Genomic DNA, 26,348 nt, shown 5'->3' with positions numbered 1-26,348 from the left:
TGTTGCAGTCTACTCCAGACCCTCGCCGCCTGTACCCATGAAGAAACCAGCACAGGCAAGCACATGAACTGAAACTCCCGCTGCCACACCCTGTCACTGTTCAGAACATGCCGTTCACAGCGTTGCGTCTAAGCTGTCTGGGACGGCTCAAGCCCTTGGTTCCAAGGAGGACCGATTATGTTGCTGTTGTGGTTGGTAGTGCTGGTGATCGGCGCGGCATACCTCACGCATCGGCGCCTGGCGCCCTTGCAGATTCTGGGCATCATGGCGGCCTACGTGCTGCTGATGGGCATTTTCAGCAGTGCACCCGGCTGGTTGCTGACCCTGATCTGGGGGGTACTGGCCTTGAAAATCGCCCTGGTTGCGCTCCCGGACTGGCGCCGCAAGGTGTTCACCGGGCCGGTTTTCAACTGGTTCCAGCGTACCTTGCCGCCCATGTCGCAAACCGAGCGCGAAGCGATCGATGCCGGCACGGTGTGGTGGGACGGCGAACTGTTCAGCGGCCGCCCCGACTGGCGTACCTTGCTGGCCTACCCGGCACCGAAACTGACCGACGAAGAACAGGCCTTCATCGACGGCCCCACTGAAGCGCTGTGCGCCATGGTCAGCGACTGGCAGATCGGTCAGGACCTGGACCTGCCACCCGAAGCCTGGGGTCACATCAAGCAGCATGGCTTCTTCGCCCTGATCATCCCCAAGGAATACGGCGGCAAAGGCTTTTCGGCCTACGCTCATTCCCAGGTGGCGATGAAACTGGCCACCCGCAGCGGCGATCTCGCCTCCACGGTGATGGTGCCCAACTCGCTCGGCCCGGCCGAATTGCTGCTGCATTACGGCACCGACGAACAACGCAACCATTACCTGCCACGCCTTGCCCGCGGCGACGAGATCCCCTGCTTTGCCCTGACCGGCCCGTTGGCCGGCTCCGATGCCGGCGCCATGCCCGACACCGGCATCATCTGCAAAGGCCAGTGGAACGGCGAAGAAGTGCTGGGCCTGCGGCTGAACTGGGAAAAGCGCTATATCACCCTGGGCCCGGTCGCGACCTTGCTGGGCCTGGCCTTCAAAGCCTACGACCCGGACCACCTGTTGGGCGACGAGCAGGAGCTGGGCATCAGCCTGGCCTTGATCCCCACCGACACGCCCGGTGTCGAAATCGGCAAGCGCCACCTGCCGCTGGGGGCCGCCTTCATGAACGGCCCCAACAGCGGCAAGGACGTGTTCGTGCCGCTGGACTTCCTGATCGGTGGGCAGGCCATGCTCGGCAAGGGCTGGATGATGCTGATGAACTGCCTGTCGGTAGGCCGTTCGATTTCCCTGCCTGCGGTCGGCACCGGCGCGGCCAAGTACACCAGCCTGGTCACCGGCCAGTACGCCAATATCCGCGAACAGTTCAACGTGCCACTGGCCGCTTTCGAAGGCATCCAGGAATCGCTGGCACGCATTGGCGGCAACGCCTGGCTGATGGACAGCGCCCGCCTGCTGACCGCCAAGGCCGTGGACCTCGGTGAAAAGCCTTCGGTGCTGTCGGCGATTCTGAAGTACCACCTCACCGAGCGCGGCCGCGAATGCATCCAGCACGCCATGGACGTGCACGGCGGCAAGGCCATCATCATGGGGCCGAACAACTACCTGGGGCGCAACTGGCAAGGGGCACCGATCTTCATCACGGTCGAAGGCGCCAACATCCTTTCGCGCAACCTGATGATCTTCGGCCAGGGCGCCATCCGCTGCCATCCGTTCGTGCTCAAGGAAATGGCTTTGGTCGGCCGTGAGGACCGTGACCAGGCGCTGCGGGAGTTCGACGAGCTACTGATGAAGCACATCATGTTCGCCGCCGGCAACGCGGCCAGCACGTTGGTGTTCAACCTGGGGCTAGGGCGCTTCGAGTCGGTACCGGGTGATGCATTGAGCCAAGGGTATTTCCGCGCCCTCAACCGCCAGGCTGCCGCTTTCGCCCTGCTGGCCGACCTGTCGATGATGCTGCTGGGTGGCGCGCTCAAGCGCCGCGAACGCCTGAGTGCGCGCCTGGGCGATGTGCTCAGCTACCTGTACCTGTCCAGCGCCGCGCTCAAGCGCTACCACGACCTGGGCTCACCCGAGCACATGCAGCCACTGCTGCGCTGGGCCATGGAAGAAAGCCTGGGCCAGGCGGAAAAGGCGCTGGACCGGCTGCTCGACAACTTCCCCAACCGATTTGTCGGTTGTGTTCTGCGCGTGCTGGTGTTCCCCTTCGGCCGCCGCCATACCGGGCCGAGCGATGAGCTGGATGCCGAAGTGGCGGCGCTGATCGGCCGCAGCAAGGGCGACCCGGCGCTGGAGGAATTGCTCGCCGGCTGCTTCCGACCCCAGGCCGAGGGTGACCCGGTGGCAGCATTGCAACGGGCCTGCAACCTACTAGACGAGACTGCGCCACTGCACAAAGTGCTGCATCAGGCGCTTAAGGAGGGCAAGGTACAGCCGGCACCTGGGCAGTCGGCCATCGATGCGGCAGTCCAGAGTGGTGCATTACAGGCTGACGAGGGTCAACGCTTACAGGCGGCGGAGCAGGCACGCCGGGCAGTGATCGATGTGGATGCCTTCGACAAGGCGCAACTGCTTCCGGAGCAGGGCAAGGTGCGATGAAACAGGGGGCCGTTTTGCGGCCCCTTCCCCAACCGGCGTATACTCCGGCCCCGTTTCAACCACCCCGAGGACCGCCCCCATGGCCACCCCCCATCAGGCATACCACCTACAACTTCTGAACCACCTGCGCACCATTCTGGCTGCCCTGGGGGAAGCCGAGCAGGTACCGGAGGAAAGCCACGTCCTGTTCCTCGAGCGCTTTGACGAGTTGTTGACCCTGCTACCGCAGGACCCACTGGAAAGCCAGTACCTGGGCCAGGACCTGATCTGCCAGGTCATCCAACGTTACCCGCAAATCGCTCACCTGGTGCCGCGCGACCTGCTGTGGTTCTTTGCCGGCGATTGCCTGCACTTCATGCCGGATGAAGAACTGGCCTTGTACCAGGCACTGGAAGAACGCCGCTACGAATGCGAACAGCGCGGCGAGGCATTCGACTGGTTCGAACAGAAGCAGCTACTGGCGTCGGCAACAGCTGATACCCGCCACTAAGCTCGCGAAGTACCGCTATGGCGAAGGCGTGTTGAACTACACAAGCGCTTCCCTTTTTTCCCGGGAAGCTCAGCCTTCGCCTACAGACCCCCTGAGGTGCCCTGCGTACTCTGCCGACGCGCTGAGACACATGAGTTTCCAGCGATCAACCAGACAGGGTTCATCCAATGAAAAAAACACTATCCGTGCTTGCACTTAGCCTCTGCAGCAGCGCGGCAATGGCCTCGATCATCAACTTCGAAGGTACTGTCAGCGGGCCTGGCACCTGCCCGATCGAAGTCGTTACCCCTGGCGGCCCAAGCCTGCCGCTGATCCACCTGGGCAACTATAATACGTTCAACTTCACCAAGGTCGGGGAAGAAACCTCTCCGAAACACTTCGCATTGCGCGTCCCGGCAAGCTGCGTGACCGGTACTCAACAGGCCTACGCGACCTACCAGGCAGGCTACGGCGCCGACCAGACCAATCCCAACCTCTATGCCCTCAAAGACGGCCTGGGCTACAGCACCGGCCTGGGCCTGGCCATCAACGACCTTGCAACCCGCCTTGCGCCGGGTACTGAGTCGATGAGCTACGAGGTTAACGACACTACCGACACCGACATGGTGTTCTCGGCGCGCCTTGTCACCACTTCGGCAACAGTGACCGAGGGGCAGATCGACACCAACGTCTCGTTCTCTGTCGATATTCGCTAATTCAAGCCCCCTGGCACTGCCAGGGGGTATTTCGTTTCGCCAATGAAACCGGCCCGACCATGTCTACTACTCTGCTGCGCAAGTACGCGCTCAGCTTCGCCTGTCTGGCGACGCTTTCTTCAACCACCGAAGCGGCCTTGACGATCAGTGCCACGCGCGTTGTCCACCCTGGCGACCAACACAGCAGCTCGATCGTTGTCGCCAACCCAAGCAACATTACCTACGCCACGCAAGCCTGGGTCAACACCGCAGCCGACGACACCAGTACCGCTGTCCCCTTTGCCGTATCCCCGACCTTGTTCAGGCTCGACCCTAAGCGTGAACAACTGGTCAAGATAAACGCACTGCCAAACAACCTGCCCACCGATCGAGAATCGCTGTTCTACTTCAATGTTCAGGAGATCCCCCAGATAGACAGCGGGCAGGACAACGTACTGAAAATCGCCCTGCGCACCCGCATCAAGCTGTTCTATCGGCCCAGCCAGGTGAAGGGTGTGCCCGAGCAGCACCTGGACAGCCTGCAGTGGTCATTGGCAAGCAACAACGGCAAGACCTTCCTGCAGGTCCTTAACCCCACGCCCTATCACTTCACCTTTGGGCGCTTGGAAGTGGGCGCACCGGGCAAAATCGAAAAAATCGATACCGCCTTGATGGCCATGCCTATGCAGACGCAGTCCTTTGAACTGAAGACAACCCAGGCCAGCAAGGGCCTTCAAGTACAGTTCACCACGATCAACGATTATGGCGGCACCACACGCCTGGTAGAAAAACCGCTATCCGTAACGGCCATTTAGCACGACCGCTCAATCGCGCAGGCCCAGGTCAAGCAGCGGGAAGTTTGCTTCTTCTGGCCAGGTCTCGCCCTGATCAAAACTGACAAAAACCCTGACGCTTAACTTGTCGCGCTTAAGCGACATCAAAAAAGGCTTGGTCGCCTTGACCGTATCGTCGAACCCCAAGCCGTTTTGCACCTCCGCCGGGGTCAAGGCATGTTCTTTGAGCACTTCTTGCGTCGATGGCTGCCCCTGGGTGTCCACGCCGCCGACGACCAAGGTGACCCTGTGATCCGCATGAATGTATTTCCAGGCAGCAAGGGTAATGGTCAAGCCATCAGCCGGGACCTGGGACAGGTAGACCGTATCATTCGAGGATGGGTGAACGTCCGGCCTGGGAAGCCCTTGATTCAAGGGCAAGCACAACACTAACCGGGATAATGACGTATGAACGTTACCACCCGTTGTTTCTGTCACCTCAAAATACACAGTCAACACCTTGCCACTGTGTGGCGCGATCCTGTCCAGCGGGATCTCGTACTCATGGGGGAAGCCCGACGCTTCTGCACTTGTCTGATAGCTGCCCACACGCCCAGGCTCGCCCCAGAAAACCTCGATCGTTTCACCGGGTAACGCCGCCCCTGTTGGCACCTTGACCCGCATGTAAGTCATGCGTGAATTCAGGTCCAAAACAACCTGCTGCTCCTCTCCCACAGCATGGGAAACCTCTGGCCAGCTCAAATCTCTGGGCACCGGCGCCGCATCGACCTGCAACTGGACGACTTTCGGCTCCACTGGCGTGCTTGGGTTACCGGCATAGTCACATAGCAGGTAGTGTGCAAAACGCGCCCCATCCCCTCGATCCAGGATGACATCGCCAGGAATCTCCACTGTGACGGGGAGATCCCCCTGCTCGAGGACTTTTTCGGCGACAAGATTGTTTTCATACAATTGCGTGTCCCAGAACCAGCGAATATAGTCTCCAGGCACAAAGGTCTGATAATCCGGAAGCAGAGCGATAACAGGATCGTGACGATTTAGGTAATCCTCCGTTATGCCATCTCTCATCACCTCATCATCGAACAACAGGGCCCCGCGGTCCGCCCCCAGGCTGGGCCCCGTCAAGTCCAGGGTTATCGTTAGCGGGGCCGAATCCTGTTCAGCCCCGTTGTACGCTTTGACCCTGTAGGTCAAATCGGGCGTAGCGTCATTCTTGAGATCTTGAACGGGAATCTCGACGAAGTAATCATCTGCGGCAATGGGTGCCGTCCATTGCTTGAGCGCACCTACCTGTACGCCGTCCCACATCAGCATAAGTGTCTCTGGCCTCCCAGGGGTTGGGGGCGAACCACTGTCCCAGGGCGTGACATCCACACGTAGGGGGGCTTTGAGCAAATCGAGAGGGATGACGTTCAGCGCGCCACCCACCAGGTTTGCAAGCGAGCCTTCCACCCACGGTGGAGGAAAAAGCGCGTCCGACTTGTTGCTTGGCATCACTCAACCTCCAACGTGAATGGTTTGCTGCTATAAAGGTGCCTGCTGCTTACCAGCTGTAACGCACGCCCAGGTTGGCACCCCAAGGTTGTTCCAGCGCCTTGCCATTGCTGTAGTCGAAATCGGCATGCAGTTGCAGGCGCTCCGTCAGCGATACCGCTACCCCCATGCCTAGCTCCGCGCGCGAGCCTGACAGGTCGTTGTCGAAACGGTGATCGTTGACCTTGACCAGGTTGTTGTTGGCGAATTCGTGCACATAAGCCAGGCGCACATAAGGTTGCAGCCACTGCCCACCCTCAAGCTTCAAGGTACGCCCCGCCGTGGCGCCGGCCTTGCCCAGCACCGAGTGCGTCGTATCACCGTCGGCCTTCAAGCCATTGTCCAGGTGGTAGTCCTTGCCCTGGATACCAACGACCGACAGTTGCCCGAAAGGCTCGACGAAATAGCCATCATTCAGCGCCAGGTGGCGACCGAACTCTACCGACGCCCCCACGCCAACGTTGTCATAATCGCCCTCGGTACGCTGGCCATCACTGAGACTTACCTTGGCCTGGTTGTCGAAGCGGTTCAGCTTGACCACGCTGTCGAGGTAATAGCCGGTCTGGGCATCCAGCCAAGTGGCATACAGCCCCAGGTAATAGCTTTTCACCTCGCCCGAAGCGCCTCGGGTCAGGTTCAGGTCTGAGCTGCTGTAGCCCGCCATAACCCCGGCCAGCCATTGACCATCGCCCCACGGCAACGGCGTATCGGCCCCCAGCGAGAAGCCCTGCTGAACTTGGCTGTAGGGCGTACCGGTCGAGGCCGAAACGTTATATTTGTTGCCATAGCTGCGGGCCCACAGGCCCGCATTGCGCTCGTCAAGCCGCAACTCACCCATGCGGCTGCGCAGGGAAGACAACTCGCCGTACCACACCGTGGGCGCAGTATTGAACAAGGCCATGGCCGCCTCGGTACCTGGGCTTATCGTTTTGGTCGCGCCATCCAGGAACCAGTCATTGCCGCGCTGCACAAGGCTATAGGAGAACGCCCCGAGGTCCACCGGGCCGTTAAGCAGCGAGAACTGCGCATCCCCCGCCGCCGCATGAACCAGGTGCAGGCTGTTTTCCTGCGTGGGTTCATTGCCGCTGCTGCCGACCAGCAGACTATGGTTGCCGGTTGCCGTGCCGGTGATGTCCAGGAAGTCGGTTTCGCCTGTACTGAAATCGGCATCCATGATGAACGTGCCACTGCCCGACAAGTTGCCAAGGGTCAGGCGCTGGTACTGCGTGGCTTCACCGAAACGTACCGCCCCCCCCGCCATGGCCAGTTGTGCGACCTCACTGTCCTCGACCATGTTCCAGCGCCCGCCGTCATTCAGTGCCAAGCTCTCGACATTGGTCAGGCGCCCGGTCAGGCTGGCCTGGTTGCCCAAGGTCAGCTTGGCGCTGGAACCGTCCTCCACCAGGACATCACCTACCAGGTTGCTACCCTCCACCAGCATCGTAGCGTTGGAGCCGTTCGCCACTTCCAGCAGGTTGCCATTGCTGCCAACCAGCGTAGTACCGCCGCTGATGGTGATCGCCGCATCGCCGGGCGCCTGGTTTGCGCTACCCACCCGGATGGCAGCGCCATTCTGGCCCTCCACCCGCGAGCCCTGCAGATTGAGCGATGCAGCTTCAGTCGAAAGCGCATCGCCCACCACCCGGATGCCATCCGTGGCACCGGTCAGCTGGCTGTTGGTCGCATCCAGCCGAGCATCGCCAAATAGCAAAGCAGCACCGGCTGCCCCGGTACTCACCAGGGTGCTGTCGGTCAGGGAAAGATGAGAACTCCCGGCCACCCTGGCACCGCCGACCCCGCCTTCGATATGGCTGCCCGTTACCGACACCGTTGAACCCGCCGTCGCACTGCGCAGTACATCGAGGCCAAACAGGTTGCTGGTCAGGCGCGAGCCATTGGCGATGGTTGCCGAAGCACCGCCATTGACCATGACTGCAGCGACACCCGTGGCGGATACCGTGGAGCCCTCAAGCTGTAGACCTCCGCCTGTGCGCACGTCGATCTGCTGAGTGGTAGCCCCCTCGGCTACCAAGCGCCCGCCGTCATTGACCCTGTAGCTGTCAACCGGGGTACTGGCACCGATTTGTTGCTCATCGTCCACCAGCGTCAGGGCACCTGCAGGCCCAGTGAAGAGCACAGCAGAGGCGCCTAGCAAGAGTTGCCCAATGGCTGACGCCAAGGGGGACAGGGTGAAGTTGCGCCTTTTGATCATTGCACTTTAGCCTCATCGATTAACCCGCAAACGGGCAGCAAAAACGTGAGAAAGGCTATTAAGAAATCACCCAATCGCGAGTAGGAAAAGTCCTGTAATTGATGCGACTTTTCAGCAAACCCAGCCCGCATGCCGGATCGCCAACACTCAAGGACGAACAAGTGGGCATTCGGCGGTAAACGAGTGCATGGATACCACTGCCACGGCAGGCTCGGATGTGATCGTTTTACCATTACGTTCAAATGCATAAATGAAAGTCGCCAGCCCATCATAAGTAACTGCCTGATTGAACTCGTAAATCGGCTTCAGGCCATCGGCATAAGGGATTCGCCAAACGAACCCGGTGGGTGGGTTAGTCGCATTCAACTGAATAGTTTTTTCAAACTTAGCATTTGGTATATCGAGCCCACCAGGAGCAGTTCCCTGGGTCGCCGTCCAGGTCAGTGTCAAGTCTTCACCGTTGGCCAACCATTTGCTCAGGTCAGGGATATTGATACGCACATCAGGGTTAACATCAGTTGGATCCGCAGGGTCAAACAACGAAGTGCAGTTCAGCCACAGGCGCCCTCCGCCTACAAAACCACCCAGGATCTCCGCAGCTTCCGGGTGTATGACAATAGCCTCCACCACAATTGGCTGAGATCCAGAAGCAGCCTTGTTCGGCACACCTGCACGGCTGACTTCATAGTGAGCAAAGCGGTTGCCATTGTCGTGTCGAAGAATGTATGCCCACGGGATGGTCACTTTGATTTCGTTGCCAGGGTCGGCCTGCTCAAGTTGATAATCCGCTTCGATGACATGTTCATCGGTGTAGTAAAACTCAACCAGATCATCTTCCGCGAATGCAGCGTCGATCGTTACTCTCAACTCGGCATCGGCGCCATCATCGTTCTCGGTCAGGTGATTTTTCTGGTTATCATTGCCTCCATATACATCCGGCAGGGCCATTTGCGGATTTACAGGCCCCGGCCACTCCGGATCAGGGTCGGGCACGATCGGGCCAATGCGCTCAAGGTTGACATCGAATGTGTCACTCTCACCGCCCAATGGGTGATCGCCACGCCGCACTTCATACGTTACATCGACCGGTTTGACGCCTGTAGAGCCTTTGCCGTAAATATCCAGGATAACACTGGCAGGAATAGCCTGCTTGACCGGGAACGTACCCACTGCCCGCTCAGCGAAATCATGTGTGCCCCAATGGAGGGTAATCAGATCCGACGATTTGAAATGCTGGAAGGCATCAATCTGCACTTCTATACCTTTAAGCACGGCGTCCTGATCCACCACACCGTTGTTCATGTCTAACACCAGAGGCTTCTGGAAATCCGCCGGGACAGGCAAATTCCCTAGCGCCACCGTAACGCGCGTGGCCCTAGACACGGCACTGCGATTACCGGCCTTGTCCTGAAGAATGTAGGCGATAAGGATGCCACCGTCCCCCTCATCCTCAATAACATTCTGAGGCACCGGTATCGTCAGAGGCACTGTAGTGACAAGCGCGGTGCCGTCTGGTACCAGGTCACCCGGATCAACAGGCACTTGCTTGCGCCAGACCCACCCTACGGTATCTTTAGCATCCCAACCGGGATAAGTGGTGTCACTCGGAAGTGGATAGCCAGGCAATGTGAGCTCAACCGAACCAATATTGGTGTCTAACACGGCAGCAATAGCCGGGAATGGATTGGGCATTTGATTGGGGTAGGGAGCGACACGATCAAAGATCAAGTGTAACGGGGGAAAATCTACAGGCAGGGGGTTGTTATAAGGGACGACCCTGATAAAAAAAGTATGACCGCCTTCACCCCATCTTTTTACCTGATCCTTATCCAGAGTAACGTCAAAGGGGAAAACACTGTTTCTATCATACTGACCATTGTGCAGCTCCTCCTCGGCCCCACCGTCTGGCAGATGCAACAGCCACATCTGGTCAAACTCCCCTACATTGGGATCACCTGCTGCACCCCAATCAGTGATGGTCAAATCAATATCGACTGCATCATCTGTCAAGGCCGAGCTCAGCATCGTATTATCGGTGGGGTCTGCTATCAGGGCCGGATCGATCTGAGGTGAGACAGGCGCAAAAACACGCTTACGGCCTGAGGGCTTGCTTTTTTTACCGCTCACCTTTTCTTTAATTTTTACTTTAATTTTCCCTTTCAATTCTACTTTCATATTAGACACTCAACATAAGGGGCTGCGCGGACTGCTACGTGATCATTGAAATCCACATCCTCCCCCCGCACAACTGGCAAATTTGTCAGTTGCCAACATGGCCGTTATATTATCTGCGTACCGGCCAAAACAAAAAAAACCCGCGCTAGCGCGGGCTCTCAAGGGGTAGCAAGGCTACAAGCACAGGATCAACTCTGCCCACTCAAACGATCAACACCATCATAGTAATAGTTCGAGGTCCCCCCCGCCTTGACGACTGACCTCAGCCTACCCGTGGCGTCATATTCCATTTCCATGCCCTCACCATCGTCTTCAAGGTTGCCGTCATCGTCATACGTCAACCTCTGCTCGGCTGTATACCCTTCATAGCTATTGGTTATTTTGCTGAGCTGCGCAGGGTCTTCATATTCGAAGAAGTACTCGGCCACATTTTCACCCGGCGCGTCCGTGTCTTTATCTGTCAGTTCGGTGATAACCAGCACAATATTGTCCAGGGCATCAAACTCAAATGCCTGGCCACGGATCACATGCCCTTGCGGGTCGACTGGGGCCAATTCGCCACTGCATTTATAGTCATACAAGCGACCGCGACTCTCGTACGCATAGACCTCGTTCCTGAGCCAGTTTTCTCCGTTCAGCACACCGCCAGCTCCCGAATTAAAGGGCTTGTGCTTTGCGTAGATGTTTTTCAACCGCTCATTGACATCTGCAGACGCGGCAGGTTGAAACACCTTGCCCCGAACACGATCAGCGTACACCTCGGCTTGTCGCCGCTGGTCTTCTCCCGGCTCCCCTGGCCACAAGGTTTTCACCACGATGCGGTCACATTCATCGTACCGCTGGGTCAACGTCTGTATCTCACCCTTCATATCGAAACGGCGAAGCGTCTCACGATCGAAATCGTCATATTCCAACTGAGTAATGAGGAAGTTGTCGCCATCACGCGTTGCGATTTCCGACGTTCTGCCCAGCGTGTCGTACGCGAACATTGCTACCGTCGAGCCCAGCGTGGTCTGCAGCAAACGCCCGGCCGCGTCATACTCATAGTCTTGCACCTGGCCCAGCACATCGGTGTAGCTCAGCATGCGTTCGCGGTAGCTGAATGCATACTGCATTTCAAAGACTTCGTCGCCCTCCTTGCGCCTCTCCAACTTCATCTGCCCGGTACTGAAATACTCCCTTTCCAGGGTTTGCCCATCTTCGGTACAGCTCAACAGGCGGGCGTTTTCCGAATCGTACTGGTAATCAGCCGTGAACCGGCTGGATACTCGCTTTAGCGGCTCTTCACCCAACACGGGGTTATATTCGTAATCGACCCATTGCTTGGAGGGCGTAAACACCCTCTCCGGCCGGTTTTGCCCAGGTTTATAGTACAGAGTGCGCTTACGCCCACCCGTATCAGACTTGTATAGCCGCTTGAGGCCATCGAATGTTTGTGTGCCCAGCTCGATGCCATTGACACCGATGTATGCCGGAAGGTCGCCACTGTCGAAGTCCGCATAGCGGCGGGTTACCACCGACCTGTCGGGGAGGGTCTGCTCCAGCAACCGGCCGAAGGGATCGTAAGTACTCAGCGTGACGGACTGATCGGCCGCCACTTCCCGGGCCACACGCCCCAGGCCATCGTAATGATAGGTATGTTGGCTGTATGCAACGGTATCGTCCCTGGACTTGAAGCGCCTGACCTGGGTGGGTTCATCGAACCGGTTGAACCAAGTTTCGGTCACGCCACTTGCGTCAGCGCGATCTTCTGACTCCCGCCAACTGCGCTTGATAGGCATAAACGCCGAGTTCTGGTTACCCACCGGGTTCGTCTCTTCAACGTGGCGGATAGCATCAGGCCCAATTTGCCACGCCTGCTGGCCCCAGTCATCGTAGCCATAGCGCACCGTCAACGGCAGGTCGACTGGACGGTGAACCCCCTGCTCGGAAACCTCATCCGCCATCCAGTCGTATTCGGTTTCTTCCTCAAGTTGGCCGTAAGCGTTGTAAACAGCCGAATAGCTCTTGCGATACGCCTGGCGTCGCCATACTTCGGCACTATCGGCGTCCATACGCTCCTCTTCGAATACACGGCCCAAACCATCGAGTTTCGATCGGGTCGTTACGCGCTTGACATCGCTCGACGTCTGCACAGCCGGTTCGTCAAGAACCGCCAGCACATAGCTGTAAGTGCGATAGGCCCTGTAAATGGGATCGTTGGGTGCAACGGTCTCACTGATCACACGGGCCAGTCGATCATAGGCATAGGCAATTTCCACATCGTTGTCATCCCGGTTGAACAATGGCTCACCGATCAATGCCGAGTGCTTCAGGACGATAGTTTTCTGAACATCGCGAAGGGTGCCGTCTTCCAGCGCTTGGCCATGATCGAAGCCCGTCACCACTTGAGTGGTCACCAAGGCTGGATGGTGTTCCACGACCTCTGTCGTGTAGGTGTACGACGTGGTCGTATCCTGGTCGCCCATGGTGAAAGTCGTGATGCTTGGCCGCCCATAACTCAACAAGTCCGCTGTGGATTCATGGTAATCGGTAAGCGAATGGCTCAGCGGTACCGGCACCTTGGCGTCACCTTGCAGCTCAAAAAAATGCTGTTCTTTTTCCACGAGCCACTGTTTGGCAATATAGTCGGGCGTGCCGTCGGGCAGCGGAACCGGGTCGAGCGCTTTATAGACGAACTGCGTGCGCGTGGTTGCGGCCTCGCCTACGGATGATGGGTTAATGGTCTGGCTCTTGCGCCAGCGCACAAAGTTCTGCGGGTCTGCCGGGCAACTGCCCAGCTCGCCTGCAGCGGGGTAATATTCGTACAACGTCTCGACGCCCGTGGCGGGCACTTCGCTTATCAGGTTGCCAAACACGTCATAGGTGGTAGCGTGTTCGGCCTTGCCAATCGCCGCATTTCCCTCCACTTGCCAGGTCTGGGTCGAAAGGCTCGCCAGCTGGAAGTTCGCAGGTTGCTTTATGAAGGGCTCCGCCGGATTGCCAGGGTATTGGCTGACCGTGGTATTCACACATTGGCCCTGAACCTGTTTTACCTCGACACTGCGGTGGAAGCGGTCGTAGGTTGACAAGACGGTGCGATCCGCCTGTCCTGGGCAGCGCTCGGTGGTTTTACTCCAATAGGAATAGTTGGCATCCGTCACCTCGTAGAGGTTATCGCGGCCATTGTTGTTCCAGACGATAGAGCTTCCATTGCCCACGAAGTTGGTCGTGGAATAGTCATACTCGGTCATAGTATCGGGCTGCTCAAAACCCGGAACAATGCGGTGGCGCTTGACCCGCGGCAAATATTGTTCAACCCCTGGGAGCTTGTGGCCAGGGTCACCGTCAACACCGTACTCGATATGCTCGACCGCGCCCGTCGGCGTTCGCACCCGGCTCACACAGGTTTGCCCATGCACCTGCTGGTAGGAAAACTCCCAGTACGCCAATTCATCGGTGGGCAACACCACACGTTCCAGCCGCCGCCCGTTGAACTTGAGGGTGTAACTGGCCCTCGCCTCCGGTTGATCCGGGTACAAGGTGATGACCATATCGCCCGAGTACTCAATCAACAACAGGCGAGCTGGCCGCCCCCCACCCACACCTGAATCAAACACTTCACTCAGGCAGGGGGTACCTGGCAATTGCGGATTGTCACGATAGACGAACTCCAAGCAACGCCTTGAATCGGCATAGATTTTTTTCGGCAGCATCAACTTCCTTGTACCGATATTAACGGGCTGCAGCACTTCCGTCAGTGGTGTGTCCTTGTGCTCGACCCGGTACAGCCCATCGCCATCCTTGTGAAAATGGAAAGAGTCCAGCTTTTTCTCGCTAATACTCTCCACGCCGTCCACTGTAAATCGCTCACCGGTATACAGCGAAAGTGCCCCTCCCCCGGCAGGGTAGGCATCCTCGATGAAACTACTTAGATTGATATCCCAACCTTGCCCATATCCAAAGTCCCCCGCCCCCATCGAGCTATAGCTGAGCCTCAATGGAAACTCCACCCCCCCAAGATAGTCACCACGCAACACAGGCAACGCGATACTCAGGCCATACTGGCCTGTACGCGGATCAACACCATTACTGATGAAACTCAAGAAATTGAACGCACCGGAATGCAACGCCGTTTTACCAGACATACCAAGCCTCCTAAATAATACATTTGATTAGTTGATCGCGTAAGTCAGCTTGTCGCGACTACCCTGCAGACCATTCGCCAAATGGAATGAAACCCTGAGCTTATGCCAATTACCGTTCTGATCCATCAGGCGGAACGACAAGGGCTTTTCCAGTTCGGCTCGCCACTGCCTTTCAATGGGGTTTTCTTTGTCGTAAATAATAGGCAGGTCCGATACCCGGTGCAGAGCAAAACAAACGTCGCCCGCCGCAGCTTTATAGTCATCAAGCAGCTCTGTATCCAAATAGGTATCGAGCTGGGTTTGGTATTGCACCAACGCCTGCAACAAGCCGTCATGTACAAGGTATTTTTCAGGGTCCTCTGGGTTGTCTGTTTCGTTACCGAGCTGGCTGTTCTCACGAACAAATGGGGTGAACGCATAACCGGTAAAACTGCAGTACTTTTCCCTTCGCTGATCAGACTCCCAGCGCATCGTCGACACGGGGCTGTCGTCTTCGAACTTCAGCCTGAGAAACTTCAGTGTCTGGAAGGCATCATCTTTTGCTCCCGCCAGTATCCAATAGTCGGTGGTATCGTCTACCTTGTGAAAGTCTTCATCACCCACGCCTTCCCAGCCTTTCACCGGGACACGCGTGAACGTGTAGGCATCCCTGGAAAAAATAGGCACGGACTCAGCAACCACGGTTACTTTCTGGGTACCGTCGACGTAATCGGTAGAGCGATAGACTGCATTATCGTCACCTTTGAACTGGGCAGCCACTTCCAGCGTGCCAACGGCGGTACTCTGCAGGAAAAACCGCTTGTATCGGGTACTGTCTTCCCCTCGCGCGCTGCCCTGCATAACCTGAGTACGTGATCCCACCCGATTGGCACTATTATTCACGACCCAATTTTTAGGGCCGTCGCCTGGTTCAAGGCCTTCTTCACCGTCAGGTAGGAATTCAAGCACCTTGCCGCCCTCAACGTTGTACAGTTTGAGGCTGGCGAGTTCTTTATCGCTGATCGGTGGCGAAATAACCCCCGGCCTATCAACTTTTGTCTCGATGGTTATTCTTACTTCAATCTGCTGCATACCGTTGGCAAAACATTTGCCAACGCTGAGCAGTTCGACGGCAAACCTGAGAAGGCCATCCCAGCTACTGGCCACGGGTGCGGCGGTTGCAACCGGTCGGTGTTCGATGATTGCGTACCCGTTCCGCGAGTCATTGTAATCGGCCATTACTACGGTAACCGGCAATTGGGCGTTCTCGGGGGGGGTATAGACACCGTTCTGGTCTACATCACCTTCTCCAAACACATGCCACGTCAGGTCGCTGGGCGCATCCGTGACTTTGAATGGCACGGTGGCGTTGGGCTTGTAGCCCGCCACATAGAATGGCTCGACAAAATAGCGCTGGGGCCAGTTCACGATTACCACTGTCGCCTCGGCATAGGCGTTCGTTCGAGTATCCGTGACGCGAATGACCTGGAACAGGATTTCGGGTTTACCTGGTTCGATCATTGCCGGCGTGAAACGGGCCTTGCCATTACCCAGGTCTTCCAACCTGCCCAGGTCCAACTCGTATGCGCTGCTGTGGTCGCGCTTGTCGAGGTTACCGGCCCGTCCCGGTCCTCGTGAAGCGCGTAATGCTTGCGGTGTATCGATCTTATCCCACTTAAGGGTACCGCCATTCACGCTTGAGGCAGACAGTTCGATCGGCACTCCATTGGCGCCGGTGACCATGATTCGAGGGGATATCTGCACCGGCTTGACGTGCTCGACCACCACCGCACTACGTGACTGCTCACTGCCACTGCCATCCAGGTACTGCCCCGTCACCACCGAAACCTGGCTATCGGCGATGAACCGATCTGCATCGCCCGACGAATAAATGCCGGCGGCGCTAATTGTGCCACTGGCAGAAACACTCCTCAGGTTAGCGGTTGCCCACGCCGTGACGGGCGTAACCCCATTGAGCGCGAAGGGCACGCTTCCCTGCGCCACGGTACTTGCCGTGGCTGGGTCTACCCGGTAGGTGTTTTCTGTGGGCGAAATCTGACCAAAGCCGACCACATCGGCTGGCTCGTACTTGTCAGCGTCTTCGTACGTGTAGCGATACGCGTTGGGTATCCGTACCGGCCTGAGTACCTGAGCCAATGGCTCGCCACGCTTGCGATCGTTGATTGGGTCAAGCAACAGCGAGCATGAATGCTCGGCCCCTGTGGCGGCTGTGCCGGGACTTAGATAGGGGAAGTTGTTGCCGGGTTGCGGAAGCGTGCCCTGCAGCAGATGCGAGCGTAACTGCATCATCAACACCACCGCGCCATCGCCTTCGCTAGCGGCCTTGTCCTTGAACAGTTTGTCTGTCTTGGCCCCCCAAGGTGCCCTCTGGGTCAAAACCTTGATGCTCTTGGGCGACATCGACGCGTAATCTTCGCCATCGAACTCGACCAAGGTATAGACCTGGCGAGCGCTAGGTTGGTTGAGCCAATGGTCGTAAACCGCTTTGCCTATCTGTTTCGATGCATAGTCGGTGGTACCCAGGTCACATTGCAGCGTATCGGTCCGGGCATCTGAAAGCGCCAGCACCAATTGGGTATACTGCCCGCTCACGCTTTGCTGCAGTTTCAGCTCTATGTGCGCGCTGACCGCATAGCGCATGGCCTCATTCACACTGTGAGCCCGCAACAGTACAGGCGGGCTGCCCGGCAAATAAGCATGCTGAATGTAATCGCCCGAGAGCAGGGTCATTCGCACGGTCGTGACGGCCGACAGCAAGTTGGCCTCTTCGAAATACAGCTGTGGCGGGCCAAATACCAGGTTGCGAAACTCGCCACGCAACTGGCCGCCCTCGTCCAGGTCAAACGCCATGCTCATGGGTTCGATGAACGTTTGATTGGTATAGCTTTGTAGCCACTGGTCCGACAATAACTGGTTGATCTGATCTCGCCCCACTTGGGCAATAGCAGACCAACCCGCCATGACCGTGCCGCCAGCCAGCTGCTGGAGTATCTGTTCTTTAGTAAGGTTTGTCACGACCAATCCCTCGCTTCATCGAGCCTGTTCAGCCCTGCAAATAAATTCAAGCGGCCCGCTTTAAGTGGCCGTTCCTTCACTGTTTCAACACGGCAAATAACCGAGCGCATCCCGACAACGCTCACCTTCATACCTTGAGCGTCAGGTCTAGTTTCGGAAAGTCCGTCCATTGGACGCCATCGAAACTGACACTGGCCCAAACCAAAAATTTTTGGTCCGGCTGTAGCTTGCTCAACAGCTCATGAGTCAGTAAATCGTCTACACCCTCTTTCACCTGCAACTCGGTAACCGGCACCTGATCGCGCAACACTTCCGTTACCGGTACCGACCCAGCCCCTATACCACTAAGGTGAATGCTCAGTAGCTGGTCTTTCTTGATAAATAACCAGGGTTCCAACTTCAGCCTGCCACCCGCGGGCACCAACACCAGCTCTTCATCGGCGTTTGCATCCGGGCAATCAATACGTTCATACCGTGTTTCATCCACCGGCAACACCAGCAACTTCACCGCTTTACTATCCCAATGAAGCCCTGTATTCGTTTCCACTATCCGATAAAAAACTTCGAACCGCTTGGACGGCGTGACACCCATATTGGCCGGGACAAACTCGGCAGGCACGTTGAATACCAACGGGCCTTCCGCATCTGGGTATTGAATGATTGTTCGGCCACCGTTCGGGTCGCCTTGCCAGTGCACTTCAACGTGTTCATCCGGGCGCAGATCGGCTTCGCTGGGGATGAGGACGTAGGCCCCATTTCTCCTGATATCCCAGGCATTGATATTATATTCATCTGCCGCACCGGCATTTGTGCTGTCCCTGACAGTAGGCATGGGAGGCACTGCGCGAGGCGCCGTCACGTCCAGTGGCACTGCGTGTGACGTCAACGAGGCGCCTTCACGCGCGTACTGGTAAAAAACCTGTACTGCCCCCAGGCTGGCAAGTAACAGTGCCGGTTCGATCAGCAGGGAAAATCGCCCGGCGACCAGGCTGCTTTCATCCAGACGAATAACTTGCACGCTGGCTTCGCCCGACGGCAACACCCAGGCCAGCAGCAAATAGTCACCTACGGCAGGCTGCGGATAACCGTCGATGATAATCGGTAAACCGTCTGGGTAGTTGCCAGGATCAATTTCGCTACCACCACCATTGCCCACCTCAGGTGCGGGCAATAATGTACCCGTGTCCACTGCGTCGCTGATCAAGAACGTTTGCGTACGCGAGGGTGCAAGTTCGCGACCGTCCTTGAGTTTAACGGTATAACTCATTTCAAGACGCCCACCCACATCGACTGTATTCAGGTCCGATTTGGGTATCAACCATTCCAACGGCTCACCGTTGAACTTCTGTTCCGGGCGCAATGACTTTTCCAGCTTTGACAACTCCAACCCCGTACTTCTGAAGCGTCGAACTGTCAATGTAACCTGATCACCATCCTGAATGGCCTGGTAAGCAGCCGTCACCACGTGGGCATGCTGCTGCAACTCATCCTTATTGATCTTCAAACCGTGCGATTGCAGTACCTGCACCACCGGCAATCTACCGGGGCCACGCACACCCACATAACAAAACTGCCGCATGGACTCTGGCGCTGTCACATCATTAACTTGGTACGACAGGAACGCATAACCGCCACTGGCATTCGTCACGGTCCGATTGTCTATCTGTAAAACTACATTATCCGGGTCTTGTACCAGGGTGACCTCCCTGACCAAGTCAAATGGGACACCCTCCCGATCCACCCCTAACCAATTGGAATAAACACGGTCTCCGAGACTCAGCCCTGCCCCTCGAATAACGGCGCTGAGGCTGTCGCTACCCAAGCGGTCCAGGTCCACTTCAAGGCTCTGCGTCAACCCTTCAATGACCGGCTTGGGATGGATGAAAGTTGCGCCCCCCCCCACGCTGTCGATCGCGCGGTTTTCCGCTTTTGAAATCATTGTTCTTACTCCATATCAGGCTTGCCGGAACCAAGTTTTACGCCTGCAACCGGTGCTCGACCACTGGCAAAAATACTAGGCCCAAGCCCGTGCCCGGCGGCACTGCACGTCTTGGCTGGGCCTGCGCCCTACCTGTTATTTATGCCAGGTGCCAACCGAATCCAGCTGTTTTAGCCTGAGCGTTACCGGGCCATCCCTGCGAGGAGTGGCCTGCTAATCAGCAGCTTGATCAATAAACAACGGAGTTCGACCATGATAAATACAACACGGGGAAGCCGTACCCACCGCGCCCCATCCCCGCCTCTTCTCTTGACGTTAACGTTCATTTTTTGTGGCTTAATTACCCCCTATGCCAGCGCAGGTACAATTACCCTGATTTCAGCGCCAACCGGAGACTTTGGAGAACGCCGTTGCACCATTGATATCCCCCCAGCCGGTGCAGGAAAAACATTAAAACTCTCCGTGGCGGAGCGCGGGGGGATAGGCGTGGGTAATTGCTATGACATCAAGCCCAGCGATATCGTGATGCACGATATTCCCTCCTCCGCAGAAATCCTGCTGACCGATGATTGGTTGTGCGACACGAAATTAGACGATACGTTTTACACAGAGGACGACCCCGAAGATAACAAAAGCTTCGTTATCCGACTGGAGACGACGCGCAATCCCTCGCAACTCCCTGAAATTGGCATTGACCGCCTGGCAGAGTTCGAGGTAGGCAAATACATTGACCACAGCAACGATGCCGGCGAAAAACCTGTCGGTTTCAAACTGGCCGCCAAAACCCACAATGACGCAGGAAGAATCACTAGGAAACTGAGTTGCCTGCAAATAAACATTTCCGAAGACTCCAACACACCAACACTCACGCCTGTGCCCTTGGGCGAAAAGACGACCACCACGATAGAAAAAGAACACGACCACGAGTTTGATTGCGCAAGCGACGAAGTCATGGTCGGCCGTGCGCACAGTGGCGATGAACACGGTGATCATGAAGATGACTGGACGAAATACACCTGCCAGACCGTGAAAGGCGATGGGAAGGTGAAGATTGTGATTAAACAGGATTATACCGCCGCCAGGATCTCTGAATGTGGCAGGCGCAAACCTGAAAGCACGAGCGAAAAACAGCCCGACAAAAGCTGTACAGAAGCCGTTACTTACAACAAAGATAAGGTCGACCCCATTTACTTCACGTGCCCGACGGACAGCGTGATGGTCGGGCGCGGCCATAAAGGCGATGAAACTGGGTACACCACCTACCGCTGCGCCACGCTTTACAAAGACACGGAAGCTGTCGAAAACAAAATGATCGTCGTACCCGGTGATTGGGAGAAGGAAGTCAAGGAGTCAAATTCCGATTTCACCTGTGGCCTTGGCAAAGTCATGATCGGCCGCGCGCACAAGTCCGACGAAAATGGCCCTACCAAATACCGCTGCGGCCAGCTGTTCTACCCAACCAACCCGACAACGCAGGTGACCCCATGAGCAGCATGGCCGCGCACTCCAATGCCAATAACTTCGCCGTCGAAAAGCGTGTCGACCCACGTACCGGCCAATATGGGCTGAGCATCGCGATTCCTGAATTGGTTGCCGACAGCGGCGCCGGTGCCAGTTTCTCGCTAAACCTGGCCTACAACTCAATGGCCGCGGGCGATGTCGGGTATGGCGAAGGATGGGATTTGAACCTTTCCCGCTTTGTCGAGCATGCCTACCCTGAAGGCGGTGGCGCCCTGTCGCTGTTTACCGGCGAACAGTTCACCGTGGACGGCATCGAGAGCATCAGCGAGAAAAAACTCGATACCTTCCACTTCCACAAGGATGGCGAAGGGCGCTTCCGCGTCGTGCACCGTAGCGGCGTGGTCGAAATACTCGAAGAGATGGGCGCGGGCGCACAGCGTGCAGCCTTGCCGACGCGCATCTACGCACCCTCCGGGCACTGGATCGAACTCACCTACGCAAGTAACTCGGTTACCCCGGGTTGGTTTTGCTTGACGCACGTACACAGCGGGCATCCCGATGGCGCAGGTAAAGGCCGCCTGTTGCTGCAGGTCGCCTACGGCGGCACGACTGAGTTCACCCTGTACCCTGGCGCCGCTGATGTGCAAGCCAGCCAGGTACTGAAGTTCAAGGGGCGACAACTGCAGAATGTGGTACTGCCCGACCAGACTCAGTGGCAATTCGACTACCAGACCGTGCATGGGCAGACCTGCGTGACCAAAGTGGTCTCGCCCACAGGCGCCGTGGAGCACATCGAATACGGCATCGACGGGGATCCTGGCCATGCATTGCCGGGCGTCGACAAGAAGCTGCCACGGGTCAAACGCCATCGCGTTCAGCCAGGGCAAGGCCAGCCGGAAATGCGCACGGACTATGACTACTCCACTGAAAACTTCATGGGTAATGGCAGCACCATTACCTGGCGCAACAACGGGCGCGACAATTTGTACGACGTTGTCGACCCAGGCTACAGCTATTGGTGCAAGACCACCCAGCGTTGCCCGGGCCAGGCTGACCGCACCGTCACCACCCACTACGACCGCTTCCACCGCAGCACCCAGGAAACCCGCGCTCAGGGCAAACAGGTCACCCGAACCCAAATCGTCTATCACGGCGAGTTGGGCGACCCCTTCAGCAAACAGCCGCCCATTTACCTGATGGCGAATACGGTAACGACCTCTTGGGAAATGGAGGACGATGCCAACAAAAAGCGCTTTGAAACCATCACCACCGAATACGATCGAGAGGGTAACCTCACCAAGGAAATTCAGCAGGATGGCGGGTACACCGTGCTGGAGTACTACGACGCCAACGGCGAACCTGGCAAATGCCCCGCTGATCCGAACGGCTTCAAGAAGCATGTAAAAAGCCAGACGGTCTACCCGAGCACGCTTGCCAACGTGGTAGAAGGCGCCACCGTGCTACGCACCGATTTTACCTATTGTGCGCTGGGGACCCTGCAGGGTCGCATCGACCTGCCCGAACACGGCGAAATCGCCTCGACATGGCTGGCCATCGAACAGGAAGTGCTGACGGACGCCGCCAACCCGCAGGCCCTGCGCGCCCTTAGCACGGTCAAACGGACCTACCTCAGCAGCCCCAGCAATGCTCACTACCACGGCCGCATGAGCAAACGTGAAACTACACTGCATGCCGAGCATGATGGGACGAAGCTGGGTAAAGTGCTGGCCGACACCACCACAACGCTTGAGTGGAAGTTCAGCCTCTCCTCGCACAAGGCGCTGGGCGATGTCCTGCAGACCACCCAGACGACCATCGGGCATAACCTGAGCCAGAAGGTTTCTAAACAGAGCCAGCATCCGCTGACAGGCCAGGTGCTGGAAAACCTCGACATTCACGACACGGTCACGCGCTTCAGCTATGACACAAGCAATCGGCTGACCAGCGAAACCTCCGCACCGGACGATGACGAAAAGCGCGCCACTGTCCGCTATCGCTATGCCGTGTCGGCTGAGCAGAACCTTCAGGAAACCGAAGACAACCTGGGCGTAATCAGCCGCGTGTTGTTCGACGGCCTCAACCGCATCATCAAGGAAGAGCGGGTATGCGAGGCGGTGGCCTCGAAGGCCAGGCAACAACAGACGTATCAGGTTTATTCCGCCGCTTACAACGCCTTCGGCCAGCTGGAAAACGAAACCACCTACGACCAACTGCCCGACCGCGAACTGGCCTTGACCAGCCAGCATCGATACGACAACTGGGGTAACCGTTGCGCTACCGTGCGCCCGGACGGGGTGACCGTGTTCACCGACCGCTCCCCGTTCGGCGCCGAGGGGGATATCGTCACCACCTGGGAGGAGTACCCGGACCAACCCGGTGTGCGAAATAGCCAGAGCACCACCTCCTTCAATCGCTTCGACAAACCAGAACAGGTGCAAACGCTGGATGAGCACGGTGCCTCGGCATCGACACGCGCCTACAGCTATGACGGCTTTGGCCGCAGCGTCGCAGAAACCTATACCTTCGGCGTGCCGGCAAGCGGCAAGCACACCGCACGTGCCGAACACAAACGCACCACCGGTTACAGGTACGAAATCTGGGGGCGCATGCAGCGCACCGATCGCGCGGACGGCTCGGCGTTGAGCCGGGAGTTTGCCCACCACAGCACCGATGAACTGGCGACCACCCTGCTGCTGCACCCGCAACGCAACGATGAAGGGCGTTCGGTGTGTGGACGCGAGTTCGACGATATCGACCGCCTGGTCAAAGTGACCGTTGGCCCCCACCAGGAAACGCGCGAGTACAGCGGCTCACAGTTGCTGCCAGAGAAGCGAATCATGGGCTCTGGCCGCACGTTCAACTACGAGTACGACCTGGCGGTCGGCACCGCGCCAACACGTATCACAGCGGGGAAAAACCAGAAGCCTTCCAGCTTCAAGTACAGCATGGCCTCCGCAGCCATTACCGAAGCGCAGAACGAGCAAGGTACACGCAGCTACAGCTACACCGACCAGGGTTACCTGCTGAGTGAAAGCTGGGCAGACAAACAATCGGGCGATGTCTACACGCGCGACTTCGTCTATTCGTTGCAAGGGCGCATGCTGACGTGCAGCGACAGCGACAACAGCCGAAAAGCATACGAATACGATGAACTTGGCAGGCTGCACTCGATCACCCAAGGCACGCTGCAAGCGGTATTCACTTACAACAGTGCAGGCCTGTTGCATACCACGCTGACCACCAACAACGCCGAGGCCGCCAACCCGCAGAAACTGCTGTGCACCCAGGCCTATGACCACCGCGGCCGGGAAACGTCGCGCACCCTCAAGCTGAGCCGGCTTGACACCACCCTCGATGAGCGCGCGCTCGAACAAGTGTGGCGCGACGACAACATGCTGCACAGCCGCACGCTGATCAAAGCCGGTACGGCGGTGCTGACGGAGCGCTTTGATTACGATGACCGTGACCGCTTGTACAACCACAGGTGTGAAGGCAGCGCGCTGCCTACCAACAGCAAGGGCCGTGCAATCACCAACCAGGCGTTTGAGTTCGACGCGTACGACAATATCTACTTTTGCCTCAGCGAGTTCGCGGATGGCGAAGTCGACGAAGCGTTCTACGAATACTTCGAAGATTCACCGTTCCAGCTGAAAAGCGTAAGCCATACGCTGACAGCCGATTACCCCGCTTTGGTGAAGTTCAGCGAGGACGATTACGACGCCGATGGCAACATGCTCAAGGACGAGCAGGGCAACCGCCTGGTGTACGACGAGGATACCGGCCAACTGGCCAGCGCTGCGGCACCGGGCGGCACGGCCCTGGCCAACTTCCGCTATGACGGCCACGGGCAACTGCTGGGCGTGCGCCACGGTGCGCAGGCCGAGGAGCAACGGCGTTACGAGGGCTATCGGGTCAGCAGCACCTTGCGCGATGGCTTGCTCACCGAGTACCTGTTTGCAGGCGACTCCCCGCTGGGGCTGCAACAGTCGGGCAAAAGCAACGAGACACGCCTGTACATGGCCAGCAACAACAACAGCGTCATCGGCGAATGCGCGGCCAATGATGAGGTGCATGAAGCCAACTACAGCGCCTATGGGGAGGTGCAGGAAGGCAAGCTGCTGGGCCTGCTGGGCTTCAATGCCGAAGCGCGCGAGCAGGCACTGGGCTGGTACCTGCTGGGGCGCGGCTACCGTGCCTACAACCCCAGCCTGATGCGCTTCCATAGCCCGGATAACCTGGACCCTGAACTGGCGGGCATCAACCCGTACGTGTACTGCCTGGGCAACCCGGTCATGTGGCAGGACCCTACCGGGCATTACAGCCGCGGCTGGGGCTCGAACGATGACCCGGTGAAAGAGAAGCAGAAGCGCGGGGCTGAGTTCTGGCTGAACATTGGCGTTTTGGTAATGAACATAGGCTTGACCATTGGCTTTGCCGTGATGACCGCAGGTGCCGCCACCCCGCTCGTCATTGGCGTACTGGCGGTAGGTATCACCGCAACGCTTGCATCGGCGGCTACACAGGTTGCCGCGGAGTTTGTGAAAGACCCGGAAAAGAAAAAGAAATTGGGCATCGCGTCTATGTCACTGTCCATCATCGGCACGATGACGTTGACGGCAGGGATGCTCAAGGCAGGGTTCGACAAACGTGCTGCGGCCGGGAGGCAAAGCGTTGCCGAAGTGGGGGATGCTGGGGGTGCCGGTGACGGGGGCCTACGGCGTAACAGCACAAGGAGCAACGGGGCCCAAACAGATGACATTTCACCAGTAGAGCACAATTTGCCAGCGGACATAAATCAGCCGTCTGCGCGCTCATCGAGCGCGGATCGTAATCCACCTCCATCTCCAGCTTTGCCACAACGTGCCGTACCTGAACCAACCCCTGACTACGACACATCACCACGTGGCTCATTGATCACGGTTGAGCTGGAGCAAACGGACATCATGGGTGTTCCCTTGGCTCCAATTAGTAGCTCCAGACTTCTCAGGGTCACCGGGACTAGGGTGAAATCAGCCATTCCAGGAGGGGCACGTACTAACACCTTCGCTACTTCAAAAGCTGCCCAGGCGTTTGCTAACACGCTTCAAAAATAACTAGCGCCAACAGGTTCGGCGCTGCAGATATCATCTGCAGCGCCGTTCTTCTTACGGGTTTTTGTGTTTCACCATCCTGACCCAAAAACACATCGACTTATCCCCTCCCCCCCCAGACTAGCCCTACAGTCCTCCCCCAACTTTCTCCTTATCTTTCCGCCCCACCAAGCGACCGCCTCATTCCAACCCCAAACGCCTCGCTTGTCACCG

The 26,348-nt window shown here is 57.5% G+C and carries 12 protein-coding genes; 6 read left to right on the top strand and 6 right to left on the bottom strand.

All coding sequences use genetic code 11. From position 1 onward, the window contains the following. The first annotated feature begins 177 nt into the window (after positions 1-177). The 4 genes from APH35_RS16990 to APH35_RS16975 all read left to right on the top strand — a co-directional run bounded on the left by APH35_RS16990 (position 178) and on the right by APH35_RS16975 (position 4,604). Positions 178-2,625 carry an acyl-CoA dehydrogenase gene (locus APH35_RS16990; protein WP_060493588.1) on the top strand — a complete coding sequence of 816 codons (2,448 nt, stop codon included), beginning with the start codon at positions 178-180 and terminating at the stop codon, positions 2,623-2,625. A 79-nt stretch (positions 2,626-2,704) separates the two neighbouring features. After that, complete coding sequence (locus tag APH35_RS16985) at positions 2,705-3,115, top strand: PA2817 family protein (RefSeq protein ID WP_012271141.1); 411 nt, start codon at positions 2,705-2,707, stop codon at positions 3,113-3,115. A gap of 218 nt (positions 3,116-3,333) precedes the next feature. Further along, positions 3,334-3,810 (top strand): fimbrial protein, encoded by a 477-nt coding sequence (locus APH35_RS16980; protein ID WP_012271140.1) that lies wholly within the window; start codon positions 3,334-3,336, stop codon positions 3,808-3,810. Between the two features lie 59 nt (positions 3,811-3,869). Next, positions 3,870-4,604, top strand: a complete 735-nt coding sequence (locus tag APH35_RS16975; protein WP_012271139.1) for a fimbrial biogenesis chaperone — start codon at positions 3,870-3,872, stop codon at positions 4,602-4,604. A 9-nt stretch (positions 4,605-4,613) separates the two neighbouring features. On the opposite strand, the gene APH35_RS16970 is transcribed toward APH35_RS16975, so the two are convergent. The 6 genes from APH35_RS16970 to APH35_RS16945 all read right to left on the bottom strand — a co-directional run bounded on the left by APH35_RS16970 (position 4,614) and on the right by APH35_RS16945 (position 19,584). After that, positions 4,614-6,077, bottom strand: coding sequence for a hypothetical protein (locus APH35_RS16970; protein WP_156341223.1), 1,464 nt, complete (start codon positions 6,075-6,077; stop codon positions 4,614-4,616). 49 nt (positions 6,078-6,126) lie between these two features. After that, positions 6,127-8,328 (bottom strand): autotransporter outer membrane beta-barrel domain-containing protein, encoded by a 2,202-nt coding sequence (locus APH35_RS16965; protein WP_081336893.1) that lies wholly within the window; start codon positions 8,326-8,328, stop codon positions 6,127-6,129. 147 nt (positions 8,329-8,475) lie between these two features. Then, positions 8,476-10,503 (bottom strand): hypothetical protein, encoded by a 2,028-nt coding sequence (locus tag APH35_RS16960; protein ID WP_060515136.1) that lies wholly within the window; start codon positions 10,501-10,503, stop codon positions 8,476-8,478. Between the two features lie 188 nt (positions 10,504-10,691). Continuing rightward, a complete protein-coding gene (locus tag APH35_RS16955; protein ID WP_060515135.1) occupies positions 10,692-14,630 on the bottom strand; it encodes an RHS repeat protein in 3,939 nt (1,312 codons plus the stop codon). 27 nt (positions 14,631-14,657) lie between these two features. Further along, positions 14,658-17,645 carry a hypothetical protein gene (locus APH35_RS16950; protein ID WP_156341222.1) on the bottom strand — a complete coding sequence of 996 codons (2,988 nt, stop codon included), beginning with the start codon at positions 17,643-17,645 and terminating at the stop codon, positions 14,658-14,660. Positions 17,646-17,772: 127 nt separating this feature from the next. Next, positions 17,773-19,584: a hypothetical protein gene (locus tag APH35_RS16945; protein WP_060515133.1), complete on the bottom strand. Its 1,812-nt coding sequence runs from the start codon at positions 19,582-19,584 to the stop codon at positions 17,773-17,775. A gap of 252 nt (positions 19,585-19,836) precedes the next feature. Here APH35_RS16945 and APH35_RS16940 point away from each other — a divergent pair, with 252 nt between their 5' ends. After that, positions 19,837-21,072, top strand: coding sequence for a hypothetical protein (locus tag APH35_RS16940; protein WP_156341221.1), 1,236 nt, complete (start codon positions 19,837-19,839; stop codon positions 21,070-21,072). Beyond that, entirely contained in the window at positions 21,069-26,138 is a 5,070-nt protein-coding gene (locus APH35_RS16935; protein WP_060515131.1) for an RHS repeat-associated core domain-containing protein, read from the top strand. Before APH35_RS16940 ends, APH35_RS16935 begins: the two co-directional genes overlap by 4 nt. Positions 26,139-26,348 lie beyond the last annotated feature (210 nt).

The sequence above is a fragment of the Pseudomonas sp. NBRC 111132 genome (genome assembly GCF_001320565.1).
GTDB classification, from domain to species: domain Bacteria; phylum Pseudomonadota; class Gammaproteobacteria; order Pseudomonadales; family Pseudomonadaceae; genus Aquipseudomonas; species Aquipseudomonas putida_P.
The sequence above is the reverse complement of the archived record's forward strand: the minus strand, read 5'-3'. Positions and strand labels throughout refer to the sequence as shown.